The organism is Flammeovirgaceae bacterium (genome assembly GCA_015180985.1).
Classification (GTDB): Bacteria; Bacteroidota; Bacteroidia; order Cytophagales; family Cyclobacteriaceae; genus UBA2336.
Genome location: CP054185.1, coordinates 2,306,315 through 2,330,042 on the forward strand (window position 1 = coordinate 2,306,315; position 23,728 = coordinate 2,330,042).

The window sequence follows — 23,728 nt, forward strand, 5'->3', positions numbered from 1 at the left end:
CCTCTTTCCCCCCTTGAGGGGGGACTAAGGTGGGTGTAAATTATATCAGCATGCACCCCATTCTTATCGATTTCGGAAGTTTTAAAATCTACACCTACGGGTTTATGATTGCGGTGGGTGTGGTGTTTGGTGTTGCCTACCTGGTAATACAGGGAAAGAAAGAAGTTAAGCTAACGTTCGACCAGGCCAACAACCTGTTCCTGATAATTTTTGCGGCCGCGTTTATTGGCGGTAAAGTTTTTTTGTTTTTTGAAGATCCATCGCGCTATGCGCACAACCTGAAGCAGTTGTTTACAGGCAGCGGGTTTGTGTTTTACGGTTCTTTTCTGTTTGCCGTGCCGGCCATGCTGTGGTTTTTTAAGCGAAACAAATTGCCTGTTCACCAGATGCTCGACATTATGGCTGTTGTTACCTGCCTGGTGCACATGTTCGGCAGGGTGGGTTGCTTTATGGCCGGTTGCTGCTACGGCAAACCCACTACCGCTTTTTTTGGCGTTACATTCACCAATCTGGCCTGCCAGGCCCGGCCGCTGAATACACTGCTGTACCCCACTCAACTGATGGAGGCTGGTTTTATTTTCCTGGTTATGCTCGCGTTACTGTGGGTACGGGGGCAGAAACAATTTCACGGGCAATTGTTTCTGCTGTACCTGATGTTGTATGCCGCGGGCCGTTTTGTACTGGAGTATTTCCGTGGCGATGGCTCACGCGGTTTTGTTATAGAAAACTACCTGTCGAACTCCCAGCTGATAGCCCTGGCACTGTTTGGTGCGGCTGCATGGCTTTATGTGCGGTGGAGGAGATACCATCCTGCCCGATAAGGCGAGGCTTCTAAATCATGTAAGGTTTAGGCTGGAATTGTCAAAAAACTCTTCTCTCTCTGCTCTCTCTCTCTTAGTAAATTCTGTTTTTATTGAACTATTGAGATCATGATGACTAACTTTCGTTGTTTTACTATGTAATATCCCAAATGAAAATGAACAGGCTGATTGCGGGGTGTCCGTTAAATTTGGTTTAAATCAAACACATCTTAAATAATTATGAGATACCTTACTATAACTATTCTGACCTTCATCTGTATTCAATCCTTTGGGCAATTTAATAAGGGTGACAAGGCGTTAGGCGGTACGTTAACCTCTTATTTTCAAAGTTCACCGGAAGATCAGGGGGGTATTGTTGCAGATAATTCATTTGGGCTTACTCCAAGTTTTGGAGTATTGGTTTCTGAAAATCTGGAAGTAGGCGGACAAATCGGATGGTCTTCTAATTATTTAAAGTCTATTTCCGGGTCAATAGTTAATGAAAGCCGGTCTAATTACTTCTCGATTGGGATTTACACGCAAAAGTATTTCAAGCTTTCTGAAAGGTTTTTGTTCTCAGTCGGTGGAAATGTTGGATTGGATTTAGGAAAAATGAAACTTAAAGTCACGGATGCTGGTGACCCAATTTCGGAAAGTGAAATGAAGCAAACTGCTATTAGTATTGGTGTTGGCCCGGGTTTCTTGTTTCTTCCTTCTGAAAATTGGGCAATACGTGCCGGTTTTGGTAATATCGGTTACCGTTTTTCAAAACAGGAAGAAGCCAAACGGAACAGATTTACGGTCAGCTACGGCACGATTGGTCTGGGGCTAGTCTATTATTTCCGGCAGGGGAAGTAAGGCACACTAAAAATCATCCGCTATATCGTCAATCTTTTTCTTCTTATCGTCCTTCATCATCTTATGGACTACGTACGAAGTGTACAGCAGTTCCAGTTCGGTTTTTGAAGCCGGCCTAAACGTCAGGCTCAGGTTTTTGCCGGTCCATTTGTAGGTGTCGTTGCGCACATCGTACACGGGTTTGCCCAAGGCAGTTTCCATGCCCTTCATCAGGCGGGTGTCCTTTTCGGTTATCACCAGGATTTCGTAGATGTGGTTTTTGTATGTCTTTACTTCCAGTCGGTTTACTTTTACCTCGCCAATGGTCAGGTAGGAGGGATCGGTTACCTCGTACAGCTTGGCCGGGTGGTTGCCTTTTTCGGTAATGTCCTTCTTGAATTTTGCGCCCCTCACTGAATCAATCGGGTAGGTCATTTTAATATCCTTAAACCCGTTGCGCCTGTCCAGTTCGGTCAGATCGTTTTGGGAATAAGCCGTTGTAACGGCAAGCAGTAAAACGCACGGGGCAGAAAATAAAGTGGCTTTCATAGTTTCGGTTCAATGAATTGAATCGGTATAACAACTTTCACATCATCCCACAGCAGCAAAAGGTCGGCCACGTTATTGCGCTGGTCGAACTGCATGGTAAAGGCTTCCCATGTAACATCAGTTTGCTGAGTTGGCACCTGAAATCGAAAAGCATCCGCTTTCGGGTTGTAATTATAAGCGCCCCAAAGCCCAACATCTTTATTGAAAATGATAGTCCACTTGTCCTTCTCAGGGATGGTAAATAACGTGTAGTTGCCTGCCGGAAGGAGTGTGCCGTTTACGATGATGTCGCGGGTGGTAGTTATTTCAGTAGCTTCGTTGGCCCCGGTGCGCCACACTTCGCCATAAGGCACCAAGTGGCCGAATATTTCGCGGCCGCGCTTGTGGGGCTGCGAGTAGGTAATGCGCACGTAGGTGTCTTTATAGCGCATGGTGATGAGCGCCAGCGGACTGATTCGGGGTTTAACGGCATCCTGCGAATAAAGGGAACCTGAAGTGAGGGTGAGCAGTAAAAAAAATAGGCGTTTTGCCTGTGTCATGTTCGTCATTATCTTGGGCGAAGATAAACGGTTCGGATGGATTATCGGTAATGAAACAAATTCGCCCTGCCTTTGATGATATTTTTATGGAGCTGGCCGTTAACCTGGCCAAGCGGTCGCACTGCATTAAACGGCACGTGGGGGCGGTGCTTACCAAGGACACCCGTATTATTTCCATCGGCTATAACGGGCCGCCTTCAGGTACGCATAACTGCGATGAAGAGTGGCCGGAGGTGGGCTGTCCCCGCGATTCGAAGGGCGGATGTTCGCTGGCCATTCATGCCGAACAGAATGCGATACTCTACGCGGTTAAGAACAAAACATCGGTAGAAGGTTCAACCCTGTATGTAACGCTTTCGCCCTGCCTGGCCTGCGCCAGGATTATTTATTCCATGGGCATTACACGGGTTATTTACCTTAAATCGTATGCCGAGCACAAAGGCCTGCCTGAAGATGAAGGTGTTGAATTTTTAAAACGCTTTGGCGTACGCACCGAAAAATATGCAGGCGAACTGGCCAATGTTACCCATATGATTTGAGTAACAACAGGCAAACCTGAAGGCTTATTTGCTTTTAAGCGCTTTTTCCAGGTCGGCAATCAGTTTGGAGGAAACAGACTTTTTGTTTTTCTCGGCCGCGGCTTTGAGAACAGGCAGTGCTTTGTGGCCCATCTCGTAAAGTCCTACCGGGTTTTTGTCGTACCGGTAGCTGCCAAGGCACCATTGAATGTCGGCCTGCAGGCCGGCTTCAATATTCAGTGTCTGCAGTTTGCTCAGCACCTGTTCACTTACTTTTTCTATAGCGAGCTGCTTAGCGGCTTTTGGTTGAGCCGGCTTAGTGCTTTTACTGGTATCAGATTTTTTGGAAACAGTCTTAGCCATAAAGATTGGGAATTCAGTTAGTTGATGTTGCAAAATTAGATGGCTTACCGGTGTTAAGACAAGCCGGGGAGCGTATTAATTTATGCAACCGAATGAATTAAGGGTGTTTGACGGAACGAACTGAACTAAAAAACGAAAGGGAAGCGATTCTGAACCGCTTCCCTTCGCAAAGTCGTTAGGTTGTTACCTAATTACTTCTTCTTCTTGGCAGCTTTCTTTGCCTTTTTCGCTTTCTTTGCCATAGCGTTTTTGTTTTTTTAGGTTAAAAAGATGTGAAAAGTTATAACAAAAAATTAATTCGCAAAAATTTTTAAAGAAAAATTTTCAGTTGATAAAAATTTTGCAGGTAAAAGTTATCCACATTCGCATCGATAACTTCAATCAAATGATGTTCACCTCTGCCTGAAGTTCGATTCCAAATTTTGCTTTTACGGATGATTGAATTTCACTGGCAAGCTGTAGAACTTCTGCTCCTTTTGCACCGCCAAAGTTTACCAGTACCAGCGCTTGTTGTGCATGAACACCAACGTTTCCCTGTCGTTTACCTTTCCATCCGCATTGTTCAATGAGCCAGGCTGCAGGTATTTTAACTCTCTGATTTTCAGTTTTATACCCCGGTACGTTTGGATAACTTTTTTTAAGTTCAACGTAGGTTGATTCGTGCACTTCAGGATTCTTGAAAAAGCTTCCGGCATTACCGAGTTGCTTCGGATCAGGAAGTTTGGATGAACGTATACTTATCACAGCATCACTTACCGAACGAATGGTTGGGTGTGTAATCTGAAGTTGTTTAAGTGTGTCTTGTAGGGCACCGTAGTCGGTGCGCAGCACATGGTTTTTCTTTGTCAACCTTAAAGTAATGCTTGAAATAAAAAATTTTCCTTTCAGCTCCTGTTTAAAGATACTATCGCGATAACCGAACCGGCATTCCTGCTTGGTGAAGGAACGGTGTTGGCCTGTTTCAACCTCAATCCCATCTACCCGATCCAGTACATCTTTCAGTTCAACACCATATGCACCGATATTCTGGATGGGCGCTGCACCTACTGTACCCGGTATCAGCGACAGGTTTTCAATACCGCCAAAGTTGTTATCCACACAAAACATTACCAGGTTATGCCAGTTTTCGCCTGCTGCCGCAGTAATCAACACATGGTTTTCGGTTTCATGCTCTGTGCGTATGCCTTGCAGGGCAACATGAATTACCAGTCCGCTAAATGGTTTTGTAAATAATAGGTTGCTTCCACCGCCAAGCAGTAACACAGGGTTATTCTGGTAAACCGGTTGAATCAGCAGTTGCCTGAGGTCATCTTCAGCAGTCAGGATAACAAAATACCGGGCCGGTTCGCTAATGCCAAATGTGTTGTATGGCTGTAAATCAACTTCTTCCCGGATTTGGATCATGCAGCAGGGTTCTCTGCAAAAATGTAAAATATTTTGCTTAACCTGTTATAACCGGATGTCGCTTTGCGGAATCTTAACCAGGCAAAAGCGGCCGAATCTTCCGCCAACGAAGGTGGTGGCACAGATAATCAGATCGCCTTCGGTGGTCTGTTTAATGGCGGCTACTTCCAGCGGGTTGGAATACCCGACATACCGGCTCCCCAGGAAAGTTCCGCTCATCTCATCATAAAAATAAAGACCCACCTGGTTTGATTTGGTATTGGCCGCAAAAACCAGAACATTTTGACTGTTATGGGTGGCCCGGATAACCTTTACTGTGGCATTCGGGGTAAGTTCAGGCAATGTAAATCCGCCCAGATCGGTGCTTGACGATGTACCGGATGTGTTCAGACTAACTTTGGGCAGCAGAAAATTGTCGCCAAAATTAAAACGCGCGGCCGCAAACGTATTGCCCGAAACGGGTACGGCTGCGCTAAAGCCTCCGTCATCCTGCTGGCCCTGCACAACACCGTTGGGTACATCCTGGCTGATGTTGGTGAATACCAGCGAAAAGGTGTAGTTGTAAAAGCCGTTGAAGAAATACAAACTACCCGCTTTGCCGGTTTGAAACGGAAATTGGCGGCCCGTACGCAAATAATGGTTGATGATGGGCTCTTCAACCCCTTCGCCTGCGCCTATTGTATAGCCTTTGGATGAGCTTACCGTGCCGGTTGAGGTGATGATGGAAATGACACTCTCCAGGTTAACCGGGTTATAACTCAGGGCAATAATGTTGGTACCATCCAGCGAAGCGGCTGCCGGGTAGGTGAGTATTGTACTAACCGGAGTGGCAGTAAAATTTTCACCGTTGCCATCTACCCGGGCTACATGGGTTTGAAGCGTAAGCGGATCCATGCACAGGAAGTAGTAATCCGCTCCGATTTTCATCAGGTCGCCTACCGGGTTTACAAAGCTTTCGTCAATTTCCTCATCACCAACAAAGTTTCCGAACTTATCGGCTTTAAGCAGGTAAATGCCGGTAAAGGTTGTGGTTGCAAGCCTTCGCCCGCCAAGTATAAGGTAACCACCATCGGAGGTTTGCTGTATATCAATCGGAAAGTACGAGGCGCTGAACTGGTAGTTATCGTAAATTTTGGTAAAGGCTTTTTCATCAAACGATGGGTTGGTTTCTTCCAGGCAAGCCTGCAGCAGCATCATCGAAATAAAAAGGAATGTCTTTATCCGTATCATGTAAATCATCTCAGGTTAATGGAACTGTAGCCTTTAGTAAGAAACCGCAACGGAAACAAGGTGCCGAGGGTAACAATAAATGAATTGATTTTAATGTCATCCATCGCATCGCCAACACCGGCAAGCTGGGCGTTGCCGTACCGGTTCTCGGTTGAATTGGCCAGGCTCATCCCTTTGCGGTATTGCAGGTCGAGGTTAACCCGGATGTTGCCAACATGGTAGTTAACGCCTGCGCCACCAACCAGCGCCCATTGGTAATCGGCAAAAAGTTGGTTTGCGCCAACAATAATGGGTTCGTTTGTAAATTCGTTTTGCCCGCCCGAGGCATAATCAATGCCCGAAATAGTAACCGATTTGGTGGCATCAATCAGCACGGTGTAAACAGCGCCTACTTGCACATAGGGCCGCAGGCGTGTGCTTGTAATATCATACCGGAACAGCAGCGGGAAGTCGGCATAGTCGATTTGCTGTTTCTGATCATAGGTGAGTTCAAGCCGGTTTTCCGGAACTCCTGCATCTTCCCACAGGTACTGGGTACTGTACGAAAAAATAGCGTTGCGGTAAGCCGGCTGAAAACTTACTGAGAAACCCTTGTAGTAAAAACTTACTTCAAGACCGGCCGCAACGCCCGGATGGCCGAAATTATCGTATACTTTGGCCGAAGGGGTGTAGTTTACCGGGCTTAAGGCCGAGTAGGCTGTTACAACATCAGCACCGGAAAAATTAATACCGGCTTTAAAACCAAGCCACCATTGCTTTTCGAGAAATTTAGCATCTTGCGAGTTGCCGGCATTGTATGAGCCGGGGGCCTTTCTGCGTTGCTGGGCATGCAATAAGTGTGTTGCAATTAGCAGACAGGGTATAAGCAGATAGAGTTTATTCATGTGCTAACGAATTATAACCAGTTTTTTTGAGGCTTCGAAGGAGGCTGTCTTCATCCTGAAAATATACATTCCGGGCGAAAGGTACGATACATCGTGGGGAACACGGTGTTCGCCCGGCTCGTACACCTGGTTGGTTATCTGGTTAATGCGATTGCCGCGCTGGTCAAACAAATCAATAGCTACAGTACCTGTTGCATTAATTTTGAATGAAAATGTAGTTGAAGTGCGGGCCGGATTGGGGTAACATTCGTTTAAGGCAAAGCGTGTGGCAATAAAGTTCTCTGTTCCGGTAACTACATCAAGTGCCAGTACAAGCGGTTGGAAAAACGTGCCGGGTTCATCGGGGTTTTCGCCATCAATAAAGTTACCGAAAAAGATGTCGTTGGTGATTTTGGTTTTATCCACCAGCATCCAGTCTTTAAGCAGGTTGGCATATACCTGCCGGTAGTCGTATTGCATTTCTACATTGTCTTTGGTCATGTCGGGAACTACTCCGTTTACTCCGGGCTTTACATGCTTGCCAAAAATCAGGATAGGCCCCCCGGTTCCGTGATCGGTACCGTAACTTCCGTTGGAGTGCACGCGCCTGCCGAACTCAGAGGTGGTAACGGTAAGCACACGCTCTTCCAGGCCACGGGCTTTCAGGTCGTCCTGGAAGGCTTTCATTGCTGTGGCGATATGATACATCAATGCAGCATGTGCGCCCATGGTGGGGTCGTAACTTTCCACTTGCTCTGCATGGGTATCAAACCCGCCTATCTTCACCATAAACACCTTGGTTTTACAGCCTCCGGCCAGCAGGCGGGCCACCAGTTTTAGTTGTGCGCTGAGCGGGTTGCGCTTGCTGCCACGCGGTGCATTGAAGGGATAGATTTCCGGATAGGTAACCGTTGTGCTTCCTCCGGCCAGGTACACCTGGTACAGGCGCTGGGCGTAGTCATCGGTTTTTTTCTCCAGACCGAGTATCCAGTTCATCTCGTGCCAATAAGGCGAGTTCTGGACGGAAAGCGGTGGTCTGCCTCGCGGATCAATATCAATGTCCTGAAAACCCTCCAAATCTTCTACCAGTTGGGCAAAGCCTGCCGGATCGCTTAAGGATATGGAGGTTGGAATGTTTCCCTGCTGATGAAAGATAAGCGACACATCGTTACCCATTTCAATGCCCAGCGGGTCGGGCATATCGGGGTTTGGAAAATCTTCGGGGTAGCTTCCTAAGTCGGCATACTCCTGCTGCAGGTAGCGGCCCACCCATCCGGATGGATAGTAGTCATCAAACCCACCCCCCATAAACCAGATATCCCGACCGCGGAAGTGCGAACCATTATTGTTCTTGTATGAAACCCCCTGCACAAAGGCCATTCGACCGTTGTCGTACATGCCTTTAATTGCTTGCATGTCAGGATGCAGACCGACCTGCTGATTAGCAGGCAGTGTGCTGTCGAGCAGGATGGCTTTGCGCAAACTGTTTTGTTTGGGTATGGCAATGTTGGCCCTGCGGCTGTAGTACAAGTCGTATTGGTCAATAGGTATTAAGGTATTCAGGCCGTCATTCCCTCCGTGCAGTTGCAAAATAATCAGCACCCGGTCGTTATCGCTTTGCTGGGCCAGCATCGAAAGCGGATTCCAGGCCATGGCTTTCATGGGTATGCCGCTGATGGTGAAGGGCAGGCCTGCGGCTACCGGAATTTTCTTTAAAAAATCTCTGCGTCTCATAGGCTACTGGAGTTGGTATTCGGGCGATTGCAACATGGCGTTGAATAAGTTTTCGAGTTGACTGGTCATGGTGCCGATGCCAACCTCATTGGTCCACCGGTTTGTCCAGGCTGCTTCCGGATCGGGATCGATATCCGACAGGAAGGTTACCAGAAAATAATTCAGTCGTTCAGCCGTAATGGTGGCTGTGTCATCGTTGGTTGCGTCAAATGTCAGGTTATCGGTTACAGGCAACAGGTATTTGGCCAGTTCTATAACCAGGTTGCGGGCATTAGCTGCCAGGGCATTGTTAATGTTGTTGCGCACAAACGAATACACATTCACTTTAAGCATGCCGGGTTCGGTAGCGGTTATCAGGCTTCGGATGTAAGAATAGCGATTAGCCAGGTAGTTTACGGTTATCCAACTTCGGTGGTAAATAGGAAATTGGTGATAGGCATCGTAACCGGCCACATCAAAAGGCTGGTAAAAAATCATCCCCTGGTTGTCCATCCGGTTGTTAATCTCACCGGTGATTTCATAGAATCCCTGGGGATCAGTGGCCATGTCGGGGACAGCAATTTGGAAGAACCGCAATGAACCGGTAACCAAATCGAGTGGCGATTTGATAATGCCCCCGAACTTATCATCGGCCACACCGGCAGCGGCTTCGTAGAAGTGCTGGCTGCGCAACAGGTTTTCAATTACCGGCTGCAACTTGTAGTTGTTGGCCCTGAACGTATCGGCCATTACCGAAATGATGTTGGTGTTGATGGTATCGGTAATTTCGTGGTACACAAAGAAGCGATACACTTTTCGGCAAATGTGGCGTGCCGTTTCTTCCTGTGCATAGATCATTTCAATGAGTTGACTGATCTCATCCAGCGCACTCTCCAGAGTGGGTTGGGAGCCGTTCAGCAATAACGGATTAGGTTGAATGATATAGGGCTGACCGGTGTTGATGTCAATAAACCGATCAGAGAATTGTTTAATGCCGTTATCATGACTGGAGGCATTGGTTGCGGAACCGCGAACCCGGCCACGCGGTAAGAGGGTATCCGGATCAATAGTTGAAAATGAATTATCAAAATCAAATCCGGAGAGGACGCGTGCAGCCTGCTGCACATCCTGTTCTTTAAAGTAAATGTAGTCGCCTGCTCCGGTAGGTGGGGGCAAACTGTTTTCGAGCCCCCTGCCGATGGAGTAAAGTTCCAGCAACTCACGGGCGTAGTTTTCGTTGGGGCTTCCGTTTACATTCAGGTTGCCATCGAGCAACCGAAGCATGGCATTATCTACACTAATCTTTTTTGTTAGTTCTTTAAAATTCAGTTTATCAGCAGGAACTACCGGGCTTACCAGGGCATCCAAAGCATATAACCGGAACAGTTCGGTTTGATAATACAGGGCGCGGCTGCTGTTTATTTTTTCGGCAATGGCGGTGAAGTGTGTGTGAAGAAAGAACACCAGTTTTTCGCGGGCCGAGTAGGGCAGGGAGGAGGCAGCCGGAACATCCGCGCTCATCATTTGCCCGATGAACCACCGTTTGAACAACTCCAGGTATTCAAATTCCATCTTATTCGGGTCGGTAACACCGGTAATCACCCAGGCTTCATTCGTATCGGGGTCAACCGGTGGTGGTGTAGCCGGCAGGGGTTGGCGATAGAGTTGCTGTATGGCCTGCCCCGGGTTTAACGCGGCAAATGCATCAACCTGCGCTTTGGTGGCGCCAAAGGTTGCTCTTCTGAGTAAATGGGCGGCCCGCTTGGTGCCCAGCGTTCCAAAAAATTCCGGTAGCGGCATACTTATGTTCTATTCAATGGCATTTTATTCCGAAAAAATCCAAATCTTTTCCAATTTACAGATGAAGTGCATTTTTACCCGACTATTGTAGAAAATATCCTTCAACCGCGTGTTACCGGTATTTTGTTTAATCTTTACGCTCAACAATGAAACTCATTGAATGTCCGCGCGATGCCATGCAGGGCCTTGAGGGTTTTATACCCACGGCACAAAAGGTGAGGTACATCAATACATTACTGGAAGTGGGTTTTGATACGATTGATTTCGGCAGTTTCGTATCATCAAAGGCCATTCCGCAGATGCGCGATACTGCTGAGGTGCTGGCTCAGCTAAACTGGCAACAAAGCCGTTCAAAACTACTTGCCATCGTGGCCAATAAACGTGGTGCTGAAGAAGCCTCGCTGCACGAGGGCATCACGTATCTGGGTTTTCCGCTCTCCATCTCTGAAACCTTTCAGCAGCGCAATACCAATAAGTCCATAGCCGAAGCGCTGAACGCTGTGGCTGAAATACAGGAGTTGTGCGCACAGCGAAATAAGCAGCAGGTGGTATATATCAGCATGGGCTTTGGCAACCCGTATGGCGATCCTTACGATGCCGGTGTTGTTGCCCAATTTGTCGATATACTTTACACCCTGGGAATTGGTATTGTATCGCTTGCCGATACCATTGGCGCGGCTAACCCTGAAAATATTACACACTTGTTTGGTAACCTTACACGGACTTATCCAAATCTTGAGATAGGCGTTCACCTGCATTCCAATCCGGCTACAGCACACGAGAAGATTGAAGCTGCCTGGAAGGCCGGTTGCAGGCGGTTTGACGGGGCTATTAAAGGTTATGGCGGGTGCCCGATGGCGAACGATGAACTGGTGGGCAACCTTGCTACCGAAACCATTATTGCTTTTCTCGACTCGGTTGGGGCCACACCCTATTTAAACCGAAAAGCCCTGGCCGAAGCCTTGCGTATTTCCTCTGAAATTTTCCCAAACCATTGAAAATATTACGTTTGGCTGCTTCCGTCTGAACAATGCTATAAGTTTGCATTGAGTAATAATAATGTGGCGATGAAGAATGTGGTATTGGCAGTTTTAATAGCAACAGGTACCCTTACCTGGGCTCAAACAGCAAAGGAATTCACCAACCGCGGCAGGGAACTGTATGAGAAGGGTGAATACGTTGAGTCGCTGCTTAACCTGAACAAAGCCATTGAAATTGACCCAAACTACGCTGCCGCCTACTACCTGCGTGGTAACATTAAAGATAAATTTGATGATCGCCACGGGTCGATGAAAGACTACAATTTAGCGGTAGAGAAAAACCCCAAATTTGCCGAGGCCTTTTTTGCAAGGGGTAATGTTAAGATGAAGTTGCAGGACTACTACGGGGCCATTGATGACTACACGGCCGCCATAACGATTAACGAAAATTACATTGAGGCTTATTACAACCGCGGCAAAGCCAAGCAATTTTTACAGGCGTATCAGGATGCCATTACCGATTGCACCAAGATTATCCAGATAAACCCCAAAAACAAAGACGCGTATTTTATGCGCGGTATTCTGCGCATTGAGTTTGGCGACATGAAAAACGGCTGCCTGGATTTAAGTAAAGCAGGCGAATTGGGCGACCTGAATGCCTACGAGTTGATTAAAGAAAAATGTAACCAGAAAAGCCCGCACGAATAGTTATTTCGTGATAAGCTGATATTGTTTTCCGGGTAGCGACTTTACCAGTCCTTTAAATTCAAGGTTCAGTAAAACCGATGCCAGTTGGCTTACCGGCAGGTTTGCTTTCCAACTCAACTCGTCAATTGAATCCGGGCTTTTCTTTAGTAATTGTTCAACCACAGTGCGTTCATTTTCTTCTAACTCCTCAAGCGAGGGGCCAGCCTTTTTCTTTTTTACAGGCAGCGCTGTACTCCAGTTCATGATGTACTCAATATCTTTAACCGAAGTAAGCAGGTGTGCACGGTTGGTTTTAATCAGGTTGTTGCACCCTTCGGAATAGGTAACGCCCACACTACCCGGATAGGCAAATACATCGCGGTTATAGCTGTTGGCAATTTCAGCCGTAATTAATGCACCCCCTTTCGCAGCGGCCTCCACCACCACCAGCGCATCGCACAGGCCTGCAATAATGCGGTTTCGTTGCGGAAAGTTGTGTGCATCGGGTTTGGTACCAAATGGATTTTCGGTAATCAACCCCCCGGCAACCAGCATTTTTCTGGCGATTTCTTTATGCGCGGCCGGGTAAATAATATCCATACCGCTGCCCACTACAGCTGCGGTAGGCAACCCGCAGTTTAGAGCCGATTTATGGGCGTGGATGTCAATACCGTAAGCCAGACCACTCAGAATTAAAGCCTGGTGAGGCACCAGCGATGAAACCAATTCTTCTACCCGTTCCTTTCCATACATGGTAGCCTGGCGTGTACCTACAATAGCCACAATTTTATCGGCTTCTAAATTCAGGCTTCCTTTGGTGTAAATAACCGAGGGCGCATCGGGTACCTGCTTTAGCCGTGAGGGGTATTCTTTATCAGTGTAAAACAGAATGGTTACCTGCTCTTTTTCTGCTCTTCGTAATTCCTTCTCGGCCCGGTCGAACGGCTTTCCATTTTGAACAGCCTCAACAGTTTTTGGTCCGATGCCGGGTATCCTCAAAAGTTTTCCTTTTGGAAGCTGGAATACTTTTTCGGCCGAACCGGTATAGCTTACAAGCTGGCGGATGAGGTGATCGCCAACACCGGGAACAAAATGCAAAGCCAGCAGGGATAGTCGTTCCTGATTCATGAAATTATAATAGGGCGAAATCGGGACCGGTTAGGTTATTGGGGGAGCCGGTCGCGCACTTCGACCAAGAATTTCCGCACGGTTTTAAGTGAATCGATCAATTCAAGTTTGTCTTTTACGTCAAACTCGTTGTTGCGGAGCATCTCTTTGGCGCCCTGCAGGGTAAACCCTTTTTCCTTCACCAGGTGGTAAATGGTGCGTACGCTGTCAATATCTTCTTTGGTGAACTGGCGGTTGCCTTTACGGTTCTTTTTTGGTTTGATGATATCGAACTCTGATTCCCAGAAACGAATCAGTGAGGGTGCAACATTGAAGATTTCGGCTACTTCTCCGATGGAGTAGTAGAGTTTTTCGATTTCTTTTTCTTTGTACGCCATCTTATTGAGCAAGGTAAGTAATAAATCCATTTTCGTCAAAGTGCAACGGCACTTCGGGGAAATCTTTTTTTGTGAGCGCAATTATTTTAGCCAGTGCGCGCCCTTCCGGGTCCGGCTTTACCCGGTCGCGGGCCACCTGGTAGGTTGAAGTGATGTGTCCTTTCAGAAATCGTCCGGATTTATCGGTAAAAACTTTAATAATGGGTGCGATGCCATTAATACCCGATACATTGATGCCACCGTAAGTGCAAAAATTGCCCAGGCTGTAGGCAATAAACCGGTCTTTATACACTTCAACAGCACGGGTAACGTGTGGGCCGTGCCCGAAAACCACATCGGCACCCGCATCAATCACCGCATGCGCAAAGGCCCACACATTACCACGGTCTTCTCCATGAAAAATTTCGGTTTGGCGGGTAACGTGCTGATGTTGGGGACCTTCGGCACCACCATGAAAGGATACAATAACAATATCCACCAGCGAGTCAAGGTGAGCTACAAGGGCCTTTGCCCCGGGTACATCATTTAAGGGTACACAATTACTGTTTGGGGCGAAAGCAACAAAGCCGAACCGGGTGCCGTTTTTCCCGAAAGTGACAAATTTTTGTTGTAACTGCCCGGCATGGCGGATGCCGGCCTCTTCCAGTGTTTTCATGCTGCTTTTGCGGCCGGCTTCACCAAAATCACCGGCATGGTTGTTGGCCAGGCTCATTACATTAAAGCCGGCATTCACCAGGTTTTGCACATAGCGGGTGGGGCTTTTAAATACATAACATACTTTCGGGTCGCGGCAGCTTTTTGGTGTGCCGCCTTCGTCAAGCAATACACCTTCCAGATTGCCTATGGTAACATCTGCATCGCGCAAAATCGATTCAACTTCTTTCATCAGGTACTTGCCGTTGTCGGGTGGTAACACCGGTTCCGGGTATGATGAACCCATCATAATATCGCCAACACCAATGATGGTGACTGGCTTGGCCGTCTGGCCGGAGGCCATATACAGTAGAATAAAGTTTAGAACGAGTAAAGCCTGTACGCGCATAGAAAATTTAGTGTAAAGAAAATGAAATTACCGGAAGTGATATAAGTTAATCGAGCGATGATTCGGATTTGCCGGCTGTCTGAATCAGTTTGCGGTATTCCTGGTTGCTCAGGTCGCGTTGGAAGAACTGAATAGGGTTTACGGCCTGGCGTTTATAATACACTTCATAGTGCAGGTGAGGGGATACGGAGATGCCGGTATTGCCTACATAGCCAATCAGTTCACCGCGTTTTACAAATTGACCCGGCCGTACATTAAACTTGTACAGGTGTGCGTACCGGGTTTCATAGTCGAAACCGTGGTCTATAAAAATCACGTTTCCGTACGAACCTGAGAAGTAGGCCATGGATACTCGGCCATCGCCAGTAGCATATACCGGTGCGCCTTTGGGTGCAGTAAAATCCAGACCCTTATGGTCCATTAAAACCTTAAAAATGGGGTGCATGCGTAACCCAAAGGTGGTGTGCAACCGGGTTAGCTCAAGGTTATCAATCGGCTGAATGGCCGGGCGTGATTCCCACATCATGTTTTTAACATCAGCCGTTTCATTAAGCTGATCAAACGATTGTCGTTCAACCTCGGCCTGATGCTTTAAGCGATCCAGCACTTTATAGCTTTCTAAAATCACCGGGTATTTTGTTACTTCCTCTGAATATTTTTTTTCGGCACCGCCAGAACCAGCCAGGCGTTGACTTGAAGAAAGTGCTGGCAAATCGAGAATTACCCGGTAGTTGTGATCATCCTGTTCAGCCAGGTTGGCTAATGTTTTCTGTCGTTTGGTAATCTCGCTTTTCAGTAGCGTCCATTGTGCCAATAGGCTGTATTTTCTGCTTTGCTGCAATTGCTCTTCAATCGGACGGAACCGATTAATGTACCAGGTAAACGAAAGACCTGCAATGATGAGAGAAAGTGTAAAGAAGATAACCGACTTTTTAAGTAACCGTTTGCCTGTAAGGTAAACCGGTTCATACTGGCAGGTGTGCGGATTATATTTAAAGTGCACGTTTGCCATTAGTCGAGCGATTGATTCTTTTTTTCGGCCTGTTGGGTTAATTGGGCGTATGCAGCGCTGGTCAGGCCATCCATCATAAAAAACAAGGGGTTAACCTGCTCGCCATCGCGCAACACCTCATAGTGCAGGTGTGGTGCTGCGGCCCCTCCACTTGTTCCAATAGTGCCTATAATGGTTCCTTTTTGAATAAACTGGCCCGCGTTAACGGTTATATCGTGCAGGTGCGCATAGCGTGTAATTATTCCGTTACCGTGATCAACTTCTACATAGTTTCCATACCCGGCTTCTAAATTGTTCTTGCCGGTATCCATTACCTTGCCAGAGCCGGTAACATAAACCGGGATTCCTTTTGGTGCGACAATGTCAATTCCCTGATGCGGGTATAACCCCTTATGGAAGGGGTGGATTCGCATGCCAAAACCCGATGTGATTTTAAGATGTGTTTTTGAAACAGGTTGCCCTGAAGGCCAACCTGCAATTGTATTTTTATCAGCGGTTGTCAGATTAAGGTTACGTATATACCGGTAATTGTGTTCAGCTGCCTTATGTAACGATAATGAAACCCTATCCTTCAAAGACTTCAGCAAGGCCTTCGCCTCTTTCATACCGGTGGGAAACTCGATAACAGTTTTATTGGTTGAGTTGGTAACAGCACGATCATTGAATAGTTTTTTTTCAACAATTTTTTCTGTGGCGGTAATACCTGCCAAAACAGCATCCAGTGATTTTAATTCTGAACTCAGCAGGGTAAAATGCTTTTGCAAGGCCTTGTTTTCGGCACGCAACCCTAGTGTAGTCTCCGTTGTGAAATAACGGGCTTGTACGTATACCATCAAAGCGAATAACCCCGCACTTAGCAGAAGTGTCATGAAACTGTACAGGAGAACTTGCGCGACCGAAATTTTAACAGGCTCGTACCGGCAGGTAGCAGGGTTGTATCTGTATGTGGTGTTGGCCATTACCTTAAAAATGCAAGCGAAGTCAACCCAATCCCACTATTCTGCTTAATTTTGTCGCTTGGTTTATAAGCGTTTTAATTAACGCGGGCTAAGATACTAAAAATCAGCAGAGTTAAAAGTTACAGAAGTGATGGATTCGGGCGAGATACGGCAGAAATTCCTCGATTTTTTCAAAGGTAAAGGTCATTTGATTGTGCCTTCAGCGCCCCTGGTGCTGAAAAATGATCCCACCCTGTTGTTTACCAACTCGGGCATGGTGCAGTTCAAAGATTATTTTCTGGGGCACGGCACACCAAAAAGTGTTCGCATTGCCGATACCCAAAAATGCCTCCGCGTAAGCGGTAAACATAACGATCTGGAGGAGGTTGGTATTGACACCTACCACCATACCATGTTCGAAATGCTCGGCAACTGGTCGTTTGGCGATTACTTTAAGAAGGAAGCGATTGAATGGGGATGGGAACTGCTTACGGATGTTTACAAGCTGCCGAAAGACCGGCTGTATGCAACAGTTTTTGGTGGCGATAAAGGCGACAACCTTCCGGCCGATGAAGAGGCGCTGATGTACTGGAAAAAAATACTGCCCGAAGAACGCATCCTTTACGGGAAGAAGAAAGATAATTTTTGGGAGATGGGCGATACGGGTCCTTGCGGCCCCTGCTCTGAAATTCACATCGACCTTCGTTCGGAGGAGGAGATAAAAAAGATACCCGGAAGAGAACTTGTTAATGCCGACCATCCGCAGGTGATCGAAATCTGGAATCTCGTGTTCATGGAGTTTAACCGAAAAGCCGATGGGTCGCTCGAAAAACTGCCGGCACAACATGTTGATACCGGTATGGGCTTTGAGCGCCTGTGCATGGCCATCCAGGGCAAAACATCTACCTACGATACTACCGTATTTATGCCCCTGATGGATTTTATTTCAGCCGCTTGTGGTATACAGTACGGGTCGGCTGAAAAAACTGACATTGCTATCCGCGTACTGGCCGATCACATCCGGGCCGTGGCCTTTGCCATTGCCGATGGTCAGTTGCCTTCCAACACAGGGGCCGGCTATGTCATCAGGCGCATTTTGCGCAGGGCCGTCCGGTATGGATTTACTTTTCTCAATTTTAAGGAACCCTTCCTCTACAAGCTGGTACCGGTTTTAAGTCACCAACTTAAGGATGTGTTTCCTGAACTTGAATCGCAGAAAGATTACGTGGGTAAAGTAATTTTTGAAGAAGAGCACGCATTTTTAAAGACATTGGACAAAGGGTTGAAGCGTTTTGAGGGGCTCGCTTCTGAATTTGCCGCAAGGGGAGTTCCGGGCGCAATTGCCTTTGAGTTGTACGATACCTATGGCTTTCCCTTCGATCTCACCTCATTAATTGCGCGCGAGCGGGGCTTTAAAGTTGATGAGCCAGGCTTTCAGGCCGAAATGGAAAAACAAAAGGCCCGCTCTAAATCCGATGCGGTAAAAGAGGCGGGCGACTGGGTACTGGTGGGCGAGGATGCCGTAACCGAGTTTATCGGTTACGAGACCCTGCAGGCGCAGGTGCGTATCATCAAATACCGACAGCTTAAACAAAAAGGAAAAGAAGTATTTCAACTGGTGTTTGATAAAACCCCGTTCTATGCCGAGAGTGGCGGTCAGGTGGGCGATACCGGTTACATCCAATCAAAAGGCGAAAAGATTTCGATTGTTGATACTAAAAAGGAGAACGAGTTGATTGTCCATTTCACCGAAAAACTTCCTGCTGATCTTACTCAGCCGTTTACTGCTGTGGTAGCAGCCGGCAAGCGCAGGCTTACCATGAACAATCACAGTGTTACACACCTGCTGCATGCGGCCCTGCGCCAGGTGCTGGGGAAGCATGTGGAACAGAAGGGCTCTCTTGTTAACGATAAAATCACCCGGTTCGATTTTTCGCACTTTGCCGCCATGACCCCTGAAGAAATCAGCAGGGTGGAAGACCTGGTAAATCAGAAAATCCGTGAAAACATTCTTTTGGATGAAAAACGGAATGTACCTATTGAAAAAGCAAAAGAAATGGGCGCAATGGCCCTGTTTGGCGAAAAGTATGGTGATTTTGTTCGTGTTATAACGTTCGACCCTGCGTTTTCGGTCGAGCTTTGCGGAGGGACTCACGTGCCGGCTACGGGCCACATCGGACTGTTTAAAATTATTTCCGAAAGCTCTGTAGCAGCCGGGGTACGCAGAATTGAGGCAGTAACAGCTGAAGAAGCAGAGAAACTGGTTCGCCACGAATTGCAGTTACTTGAGCAGATACGCGGGCTTTTGAAAAACCCGAAAGATGTCGTTGCCGCAACCAGGGCCCTGCTGGAAGAACGCCATCAGTTTGAGAAAAAACTGGAACAGGTTTATCAGCAACAGGCTAACCGCCTAAAGGATGAACTGGCTAAAAAAGTGATTAAGAAAAACGGATCAAGCCTTATTATCGAGAAGGTTAGCCTTCCGAATGCCGATGTGCTGAAGAATATCGCCTATGCACTCCGCAACCAGTTTGATGACTTATTATTAGTGCTGGCTGCAGAAGTGGAAAGCAAACCGCAGGTGGCTGTTATGATTGGTGAAAAACTGGCTAAAACCAATACCTACCATGCCGGTAACCTGGTTAAAGAGCTGGCCAAGGAAATTGATGGTGGGGGCGGGGGGCAGCCTTTTTTTGCTACGGCCGGGGGTAAAAATCTCCAGGGGCTTGATGCTGTGCTCGTAAAGGCTAGGCAACTTATACAGTAATCTTTTTCCGGTGACCGCCCTTACCTATAAGCCCGTAATTGGTCTGGAAGTTCACGTGCAGTTGTCAGCAAAAAGCAAACTTTTTGCTGACGATTCAGCGGCTTACGGACTTCCCCCGAACACCAGTATCAGCGTTATCACATTGGCGCATCCGGGAACGCTGCCTAAACTAAATCGTGTTGCCGTTGACTATGCAGTTAAGCTGGGCCTGGCCTGTGGGTGTGAAATAGCCCGGGAATTTTATTTTGATCGCAAAAACTATTTTTACCCCGACCTCCCGAAGGGTTATCAGATTACCCAACACCGGACTCCGGTTTGTAAAGGAGGTGCAGTGCCTGTCCGAATGCCCGATGGAACCATTCGAAGCATCCTACTCAACCGAATCCATTTGGAGGAAGATGCCGGCAAGTCCATTCATGATAGTGAGCGCACCGAAACCTTACTCGACTTTAACAGGGCAGGGGTTGCCTTGCTTGAACTGGTAACCGAACCGGTTATTCACTCAGCTGAAGAGGCTGGTGCCTTTTTAAGCGAAATACGCAAACTGGTTCGCTACCTTGAAATCAGCGATGGTAACATGGAGGAAGGCTCCCTGCGTTGCGATGCCAATGTATCGGTAATGCCGGAAGGATCGACACAATTGGGAAAGAAAGTGGAGATAAAAAACCTCAACTCCATCCGGTTTGTTCAGCAAGCCATTTCGGCTGAAATCAAGAGACAGACAACCCTGCTGGAGGCTCGCATGAAAATCAAATCGGAGACACGACTGTATGATCCGGCTTCCGGAAAAACGTTTCCCATGCGAACCAAAGAAGAGTTAAACGATTACCGCTACTTTCCCGAACCTGATTTGAGCCCCGTAATGCTAAGTAATCACTGGGTTCAATCCGTGAAAAGTTCCTTGCCTGAGCTACCCTGGCAACGCGTTGAGAAATTTATGGCACATTACGGGTTGCCCTTATACGATGCTTTGGTTTTAACGGAGACAAGGGAGTTGGCCGATTATTTTGAAACGGTTTGTCGGCAAACTTCAAATTTTAAAGCAGTTTCCAACTGGATAATGGGGCCGATTAAATCACACCGTAATGACAATCCGGGCACGGGGTTTCCTCTTTCCGCTAGCCTGCTGGCTGAACTTATTGGCCTGGTTGAAACTAATCAGGTGAGTTTTTCTGTTGCTTCTCAGAAAATTTTTCCTGAGTTGATTAAGAATCCTTCAAAAACAGCGCAGCAAGTGGCACAGCAATTGAATGTTATGCAGGAGACTAATGCCGAAGTGATTTTGCAGGTTATTTTAGGTGTCCTGAATGATTACTCTCAAAAGGTAAATGAGTATAAAAAAGGAAAGAAAGGAATTATGGCTATGTTTATGGGCGAAGTAATGAAACGGACCCAGGGCAAAGCCGACCCAAAACTGGCTACTGAATTATTACGTAAACAACTTGAAAATCAATGAAACTGCGAATCAACTATTTTTTATTCCTTGTTCTTATCGGGTGCTCAACCAACGGGCAGCAGGCTAAAAACGATGGGAGTTGGACTGTCACCATCAGCGGCCGGGTGGGGCACCCGCAGCAGGGCACCATTACCATTACCGAACTAAAACGAACCGGCACGGGTTGGCAGGATACCATTAAGCTTAAGTCCAATTACTCCTTCACTAAGCAAATTCGGCTGAAGGAGCCCGGTTACTACAAACTTAATTTCTACAACCGCCAGGTTATTGATTTGATTGTGCATAAGAATAACCTCGAGGTGAATGTTGACGGCCACGATCCGTCAGGCTTTTATGAAGTGAAGGGCTCGCCCGAAATTGAACTGATTCAGAAAGTACAAACACTGGTAAGAGGGGTTGACTCTACACCGGAAGCCCAGAAACTGATTGCCGATTTCAATAAGGCACAGGCTGCAAACAACCAGCAAGCTATCCTGGATATTCAAAAGCAATACATGGTATTGGCGCGCAATGCCACCGATAAGGCAGCGCTCGAAATCAAAAATGCTCCCTTATCATTAGGCGCCATCAACCTGATGGAAGGCAACCTGTTCGATAAGGACCAGTATTTTGATCTGTATGTTTCGGTGGCCGACCGTGTGCAGAAAGAATGGCCCAACTACGAGCACGGCAAAGCTTATGTTGATATGGTGAATAAAATGAAAACACTGGCAATCGGCTCGGTAGCGCCTGAAATTTCGCTGCCCAACCCCGAAGGGAAAATTGTTCCGTTATCGTCATTACGCGGCCAGTATGTACTGGTTGATTTCTGGGCCAAGTGGTGCGGGCCGTGCCGGCAGGAAAACCCCAACGTAGTGCGGGCGTATAACAAGTATAAAAGCAAGGGCTTAACGGTTTACGGTGTATCGCTTGATCGATCAAAAGAAGACTGGCTGCAGGCCATCCAGCAGGACGGTTTAACGTGGACGCACGTATCCGATTTAAAATTCTGGCAGTCGGAGGCGGCCAAAACGTATAACATTAATGCGATACCGTTTTCATTGCTGCTCGATCCCAATGGGGTGATTATCGCTAAAAACCTGCGGGGTCCGGCATTGGATCAGAAGCTGGAAGAGATTTTTAACGGGAAGTAGCAATTGATTAATCAACCACTACAACCCAGTGATTTAAATCCGGTTGGCGAAAAGAATATGGGGCTTTTGGAGGCATGAGGTTCCAACCTGAAACCGGGTCCTGCTTCCGTGTTATCGATTGTTATCCGAGCGGAATATAATGGGCATCACAAACTTGGATCGCACCGGCACGCCTCGTTGTTTTGCAGGGTTCCACCTAAGGTTAGTGGCTTTAATAGATCTTACCGCCTCTTCATCGCAGTCCGGGCTTATGCCTCTTAATAGCCGGTAGTTGCTTAATGTGCCGTCACGCTCAACAATGAATTCAACGAATACTTTACCTTCGATGCCCTTTTGTTTTGCTTCGGCCGGATAGGTAAGTTCCTTTAAAATGGCTTCGTAAAAGCCCGTAATCCCGATTAGTGGTGAAGCCGGTTCTTCCGCTACCAGAAAAACCTCATCCTCTGATTTGGTAGCCTCAGCCAGGCTGGTTATCGTGCCTCCTGTACGAACGATCAATCCAACCCGTTCACTTTGCAACGAACCATCTTGTGCGTAATTTTTTTCGTAATGACTAAACATGATATCCTCTTTATTGAGGCTTTTTATTTTTTCCGCGTTAATTGATTCCGCCTCCACGTACATCAGTTTAATACCCGGATTTTCTCTTATAATCCGGTTAACGTGAGCTTTCAGATGATCCGGAAAATCACCTGCGATAGTTGTTGTTTCAGCCACCTGCTCAACTTCTTCCAATAGTTGTTCGCGGCACGAAACAATGGTGAACAGGCCGGTGGTGAACAGGAAGACGAGAGCTATTTTCCACGTGTGGATACTTTTTTTGATAGTTCTAATCATAGCAATTCGTTTAAGGGTTAATGCATTATTAAAATAATTGCCAACGGAATAACCGGCTGATTGTAAAGCCGCTCGGGCTAATAAATTACAATAGGTGTCGGCTTCACGGTTTTTCACGGTTCCTTCATCAGCTTCAAACTCGTGTACCAGCCTCAGTTCCTTTTTGTACAATGGCAATACCGGGTTAAACCAAAATACTGCATGAATTATTTCAGCCAGCAGAATATCCAGCGAATGAAGTTTTTGGCCATGAATGGCTTCGTGTTTTAATATGCTGTGTCTGTCCGGTTCAGATAGCGGACAGGCCGTACTAATGAAAATCTTATTAAAAAATGAAAATGCAATGAAACGCGGGTCATGCACTTCAATAACGTTACCCGGTTTTATTTTATAGGCCAGTACTAAAAGTCTGATGATCCGATAGCTTAAGCGAATCAAGAAAAAACCTGTAACAAACAAATAACCGGCTGTAAAAAGTGTAGAGTAACTGAAGGTGGGGGCGGTACTCGAAATGACTGATGGAATTTTTTCTGTATCAATATTCAGCGGAATGGCTTCACCCAGGCTGGGTACAACCTTAAGCTCAGGAAGTTTAATGAGTGGAAAAACCAGCGAAAGCAGCATGCTGCTGAGCAGATAATACCTCCGGTAAGCAAATTGAGTTTCGTTGTTCAGCCATATTTTATAAACCACAAAAAACAGCAACAGTCCGATGTTTGTTTCAATCAGGTAGTTTAGCAGAGTGTTCATAAGCA

Annotated in this window: 22 protein-coding genes; 8 read left to right on the forward strand and 14 right to left on the reverse strand. The window is 47.0% G+C overall.

Annotated elements, in window-relative coordinates; translation table 11 throughout:
• The first annotated feature begins 50 nt into the window (after positions 1-50).
• Positions 51-821, forward strand: coding sequence for a prolipoprotein diacylglyceryl transferase (locus HRU69_10735; protein QOI97931.1), 771 nt, complete (start codon positions 51-53; stop codon positions 819-821).
• A gap of 219 nt (positions 822-1,040) precedes the next feature.
• The gene (locus HRU69_10740; GenBank protein ID QOI97932.1) at positions 1,041-1,658 is read left to right on the forward strand and encodes an outer membrane beta-barrel protein; all 618 of its coding nucleotides are present in this window, start codon (positions 1,041-1,043) and stop codon (positions 1,656-1,658) included.
• Positions 1,659-1,664: 6 nt separating this feature from the next.
• On the opposite strand, the gene HRU69_10745 is transcribed toward HRU69_10740, so the two are convergent.
• Both HRU69_10745 and HRU69_10750 read right to left on the reverse strand, forming a co-directional pair.
• Positions 1,665-2,186, reverse strand: coding sequence for a hypothetical protein (locus HRU69_10745; protein QOI97933.1), 522 nt, complete (start codon positions 2,184-2,186; stop codon positions 1,665-1,667).
• Positions 2,183-2,734 (reverse strand): DUF2911 domain-containing protein, encoded by a 552-nt coding sequence (locus HRU69_10750; protein ID QOI97934.1) that lies wholly within the window; start codon positions 2,732-2,734, stop codon positions 2,183-2,185. Before HRU69_10750 ends, HRU69_10745 begins: the two co-directional genes overlap by 4 nt.
• 41 nt (positions 2,735-2,775) lie before the next feature.
• On the opposite strand from HRU69_10750, the gene HRU69_10755 reads away from it, so the two are divergent.
• On the forward strand, positions 2,776-3,264 hold the full coding sequence (locus HRU69_10755; GenBank protein QOI97935.1) for a dCMP deaminase family protein: 489 nt from the start codon (positions 2,776-2,778) through the stop codon (positions 3,262-3,264).
• Positions 3,265-3,288: 24 nt separating this feature from the next.
• On the opposite strand, the gene HRU69_10760 is transcribed toward HRU69_10755, so the two are convergent.
• The 6 genes from HRU69_10760 to HRU69_10785 all read right to left on the reverse strand — a co-directional run bounded on the left by HRU69_10760 (position 3,289) and on the right by HRU69_10785 (position 10,616).
• The gene (locus HRU69_10760; protein ID QOI98901.1) at positions 3,289-3,525 is read right to left on the reverse strand and encodes a hypothetical protein; all 237 of its coding nucleotides are present in this window, start codon (positions 3,523-3,525) and stop codon (positions 3,289-3,291) included.
• 462 nt (positions 3,526-3,987) lie between these two features.
• Positions 3,988-5,010 (reverse strand): UDP-N-acetylmuramate dehydrogenase, encoded by a 1,023-nt coding sequence (gene murB / locus HRU69_10765; GenBank protein QOI97936.1) that lies wholly within the window; start codon positions 5,008-5,010, stop codon positions 3,988-3,990.
• Between the two features lie 45 nt (positions 5,011-5,055).
• The gene (locus HRU69_10770) at positions 5,056-6,240 is read right to left on the reverse strand and encodes a hypothetical protein (GenBank protein ID QOI97937.1); all 1,185 of its coding nucleotides are present in this window, start codon (positions 6,238-6,240) and stop codon (positions 5,056-5,058) included.
• A gap of 5 nt (positions 6,241-6,245) precedes the next feature.
• A complete protein-coding gene (locus tag HRU69_10775; protein ID QOI97938.1) occupies positions 6,246-7,124 on the reverse strand; it encodes an outer membrane beta-barrel protein in 879 nt (292 codons plus the stop codon).
• Between the two features lie 3 nt (positions 7,125-7,127).
• Positions 7,128-8,837, reverse strand: coding sequence for a DUF1501 domain-containing protein (locus HRU69_10780; protein QOI97939.1), 1,710 nt, complete (start codon positions 8,835-8,837; stop codon positions 7,128-7,130).
• Between the two features lie 3 nt (positions 8,838-8,840).
• Positions 8,841-10,616 carry a DUF1800 family protein gene (locus HRU69_10785; GenBank protein QOI97940.1) on the reverse strand — a complete coding sequence of 592 codons (1,776 nt, stop codon included), beginning with the start codon at positions 10,614-10,616 and terminating at the stop codon, positions 8,841-8,843.
• Positions 10,617-10,762: 146 nt separating this feature from the next.
• Between HRU69_10785 and HRU69_10790 the strand changes: the two genes are divergently transcribed.
• On the forward strand, positions 10,763-11,614 hold the full coding sequence (locus HRU69_10790) for a hydroxymethylglutaryl-CoA lyase (protein ID QOI97941.1): 852 nt from the start codon (positions 10,763-10,765) through the stop codon (positions 11,612-11,614).
• 69 nt (positions 11,615-11,683) lie between these two features.
• The gene (locus tag HRU69_10795; GenBank protein QOI97942.1) at positions 11,684-12,304 is read left to right on the forward strand and encodes a tetratricopeptide repeat protein; all 621 of its coding nucleotides are present in this window, start codon (positions 11,684-11,686) and stop codon (positions 12,302-12,304) included.
• Here the strand turns inward: HRU69_10795 and dprA are convergent, their stop codons facing one another.
• Genes dprA through HRU69_10820 form a run of 5 tightly spaced genes read right to left on the reverse strand, consistent with a single transcriptional unit; the run spans position 12,305 to position 16,675 of the window.
• On the reverse strand, positions 12,305-13,411 hold the full coding sequence (dprA, locus tag HRU69_10800; protein QOI97943.1) for a DNA-protecting protein DprA: 1,107 nt from the start codon (positions 13,409-13,411) through the stop codon (positions 12,305-12,307). It lies immediately after the preceding gene.
• Between the two features lie 35 nt (positions 13,412-13,446).
• Complete coding sequence (locus tag HRU69_10805) at positions 13,447-13,788, reverse strand: MerR family transcriptional regulator (GenBank protein ID QOI98902.1); 342 nt, start codon at positions 13,786-13,788, stop codon at positions 13,447-13,449.
• Position 13,789: 1 nt separating this feature from the next.
• Positions 13,790-14,830: a CapA family protein gene (locus tag HRU69_10810; protein QOI97944.1), complete on the reverse strand. Its 1,041-nt coding sequence runs from the start codon at positions 14,828-14,830 to the stop codon at positions 13,790-13,792.
• 46 nt (positions 14,831-14,876) lie between these two features.
• Positions 14,877-15,842 (reverse strand): M23 family metallopeptidase, encoded by a 966-nt coding sequence (locus HRU69_10815; GenBank protein QOI97945.1) that lies wholly within the window; start codon positions 15,840-15,842, stop codon positions 14,877-14,879.
• Positions 15,842-16,675, reverse strand: coding sequence for a M23 family metallopeptidase (locus HRU69_10820; GenBank protein ID QOI97946.1), 834 nt, complete (start codon positions 16,673-16,675; stop codon positions 15,842-15,844). The genes HRU69_10815 and HRU69_10820 overlap by 1 nt, the downstream gene beginning before the upstream one ends.
• 256 nt (positions 16,676-16,931) lie before the next feature.
• Here HRU69_10820 and alaS point away from each other — a divergent pair, with 256 nt between their 5' ends.
• The 3 genes from alaS (at position 16,932) to HRU69_10835 (ending at position 22,136) form a co-directional block, all read left to right on the forward strand.
• The gene (gene alaS, locus HRU69_10825; GenBank protein QOI97947.1) at positions 16,932-19,547 is read left to right on the forward strand and encodes an alanine--tRNA ligase; all 2,616 of its coding nucleotides are present in this window, start codon (positions 16,932-16,934) and stop codon (positions 19,545-19,547) included.
• Positions 19,548-19,557: 10 nt separating this feature from the next.
• Positions 19,558-21,003, forward strand: coding sequence for an Asp-tRNA(Asn)/Glu-tRNA(Gln) amidotransferase subunit GatB (gene gatB, locus HRU69_10830; protein QOI97948.1), 1,446 nt, complete (start codon positions 19,558-19,560; stop codon positions 21,001-21,003).
• Between the two features lie 494 nt (positions 21,004-21,497).
• Positions 21,498-22,136, forward strand: coding sequence for a TlpA family protein disulfide reductase (locus HRU69_10835; protein ID QOI98903.1), 639 nt, complete (start codon positions 21,498-21,500; stop codon positions 22,134-22,136).
• A gap of 111 nt (positions 22,137-22,247) precedes the next feature.
• Here HRU69_10835 and HRU69_10840 read toward each other — a convergent pair whose 3' ends face one another.
• The gene (locus HRU69_10840; protein ID QOI97949.1) at positions 22,248-23,723 is read right to left on the reverse strand and encodes a TonB family protein; all 1,476 of its coding nucleotides are present in this window, start codon (positions 23,721-23,723) and stop codon (positions 22,248-22,250) included.
• Positions 23,724-23,728: the final 5 nt, after the last annotated feature.

Excerpts from the sequence above, each read along its gene's own strand:
- HRU69_10820 (QOI97946.1), bottom strand. The coding sequence starts at position 16,675 with ATGGTATACGTACAAGCCCGTTATTTCACAACGGAGACTACACTAGGG.
- murB (QOI97936.1), bottom strand. The coding sequence starts at position 5,010 with ATGATCCAAATCCGGGAAGAAGTTGATTTACAGCCATACAACACATTT.
- HRU69_10745 (QOI97933.1), bottom strand. The coding sequence starts at position 2,186 with ATGAAAGCCACTTTATTTTCTGCCCCGTGCGTTTTACTGCTTGCCGTT.
- HRU69_10755 (QOI97935.1), top strand. The coding sequence starts at position 2,776 with ATGAAACAAATTCGCCCTGCCTTTGATGATATTTTTATGGAGCTGGCC.
- HRU69_10785 (QOI97940.1), bottom strand. The coding sequence starts at position 10,616 with ATGCCGCTACCGGAATTTTTTGGAACGCTGGGCACCAAGCGGGCCGCC.
- HRU69_10835 (QOI98903.1), top strand. The coding sequence starts at position 21,498 with ATGGTATTGGCGCGCAATGCCACCGATAAGGCAGCGCTCGAAATCAAA.
- HRU69_10790 (QOI97941.1), top strand. The coding sequence starts at position 10,763 with ATGAAACTCATTGAATGTCCGCGCGATGCCATGCAGGGCCTTGAGGGT.
- HRU69_10750 (QOI97934.1), bottom strand. The coding sequence starts at position 2,734 with ATGACGAACATGACACAGGCAAAACGCCTATTTTTTTTACTGCTCACC.
- HRU69_10795 (QOI97942.1), top strand. The coding sequence starts at position 11,684 with ATGAAGAATGTGGTATTGGCAGTTTTAATAGCAACAGGTACCCTTACC.
- HRU69_10815 (QOI97945.1), bottom strand. The coding sequence starts at position 15,842 with ATGGCAAACGTGCACTTTAAATATAATCCGCACACCTGCCAGTATGAA.
- HRU69_10775 (QOI97938.1), bottom strand. The coding sequence starts at position 7,124 with ATGAATAAACTCTATCTGCTTATACCCTGTCTGCTAATTGCAACACAC.
- HRU69_10740 (QOI97932.1), top strand. The coding sequence starts at position 1,041 with ATGAGATACCTTACTATAACTATTCTGACCTTCATCTGTATTCAATCC.
- HRU69_10735 (QOI97931.1), top strand. The coding sequence starts at position 51 with ATGCACCCCATTCTTATCGATTTCGGAAGTTTTAAAATCTACACCTAC.
- HRU69_10770 (QOI97937.1), bottom strand. The coding sequence starts at position 6,240 with ATGATACGGATAAAGACATTCCTTTTTATTTCGATGATGCTGCTGCAG.
- HRU69_10805 (QOI98902.1), bottom strand. The coding sequence starts at position 13,788 with ATGGCGTACAAAGAAAAAGAAATCGAAAAACTCTACTACTCCATCGGA.
- HRU69_10780 (QOI97939.1), bottom strand. The coding sequence starts at position 8,837 with ATGAGACGCAGAGATTTTTTAAAGAAAATTCCGGTAGCCGCAGGCCTG.
- dprA (QOI97943.1), bottom strand. The coding sequence starts at position 13,411 with ATGAATCAGGAACGACTATCCCTGCTGGCTTTGCATTTTGTTCCCGGT.
- alaS (QOI97947.1), top strand. The coding sequence starts at position 16,932 with ATGGATTCGGGCGAGATACGGCAGAAATTCCTCGATTTTTTCAAAGGT.
- HRU69_10840 (QOI97949.1), bottom strand. The coding sequence starts at position 23,723 with ATGAACACTCTGCTAAACTACCTGATTGAAACAAACATCGGACTGTTG.
- HRU69_10810 (QOI97944.1), bottom strand. The coding sequence starts at position 14,830 with ATGCGCGTACAGGCTTTACTCGTTCTAAACTTTATTCTACTGTATATG.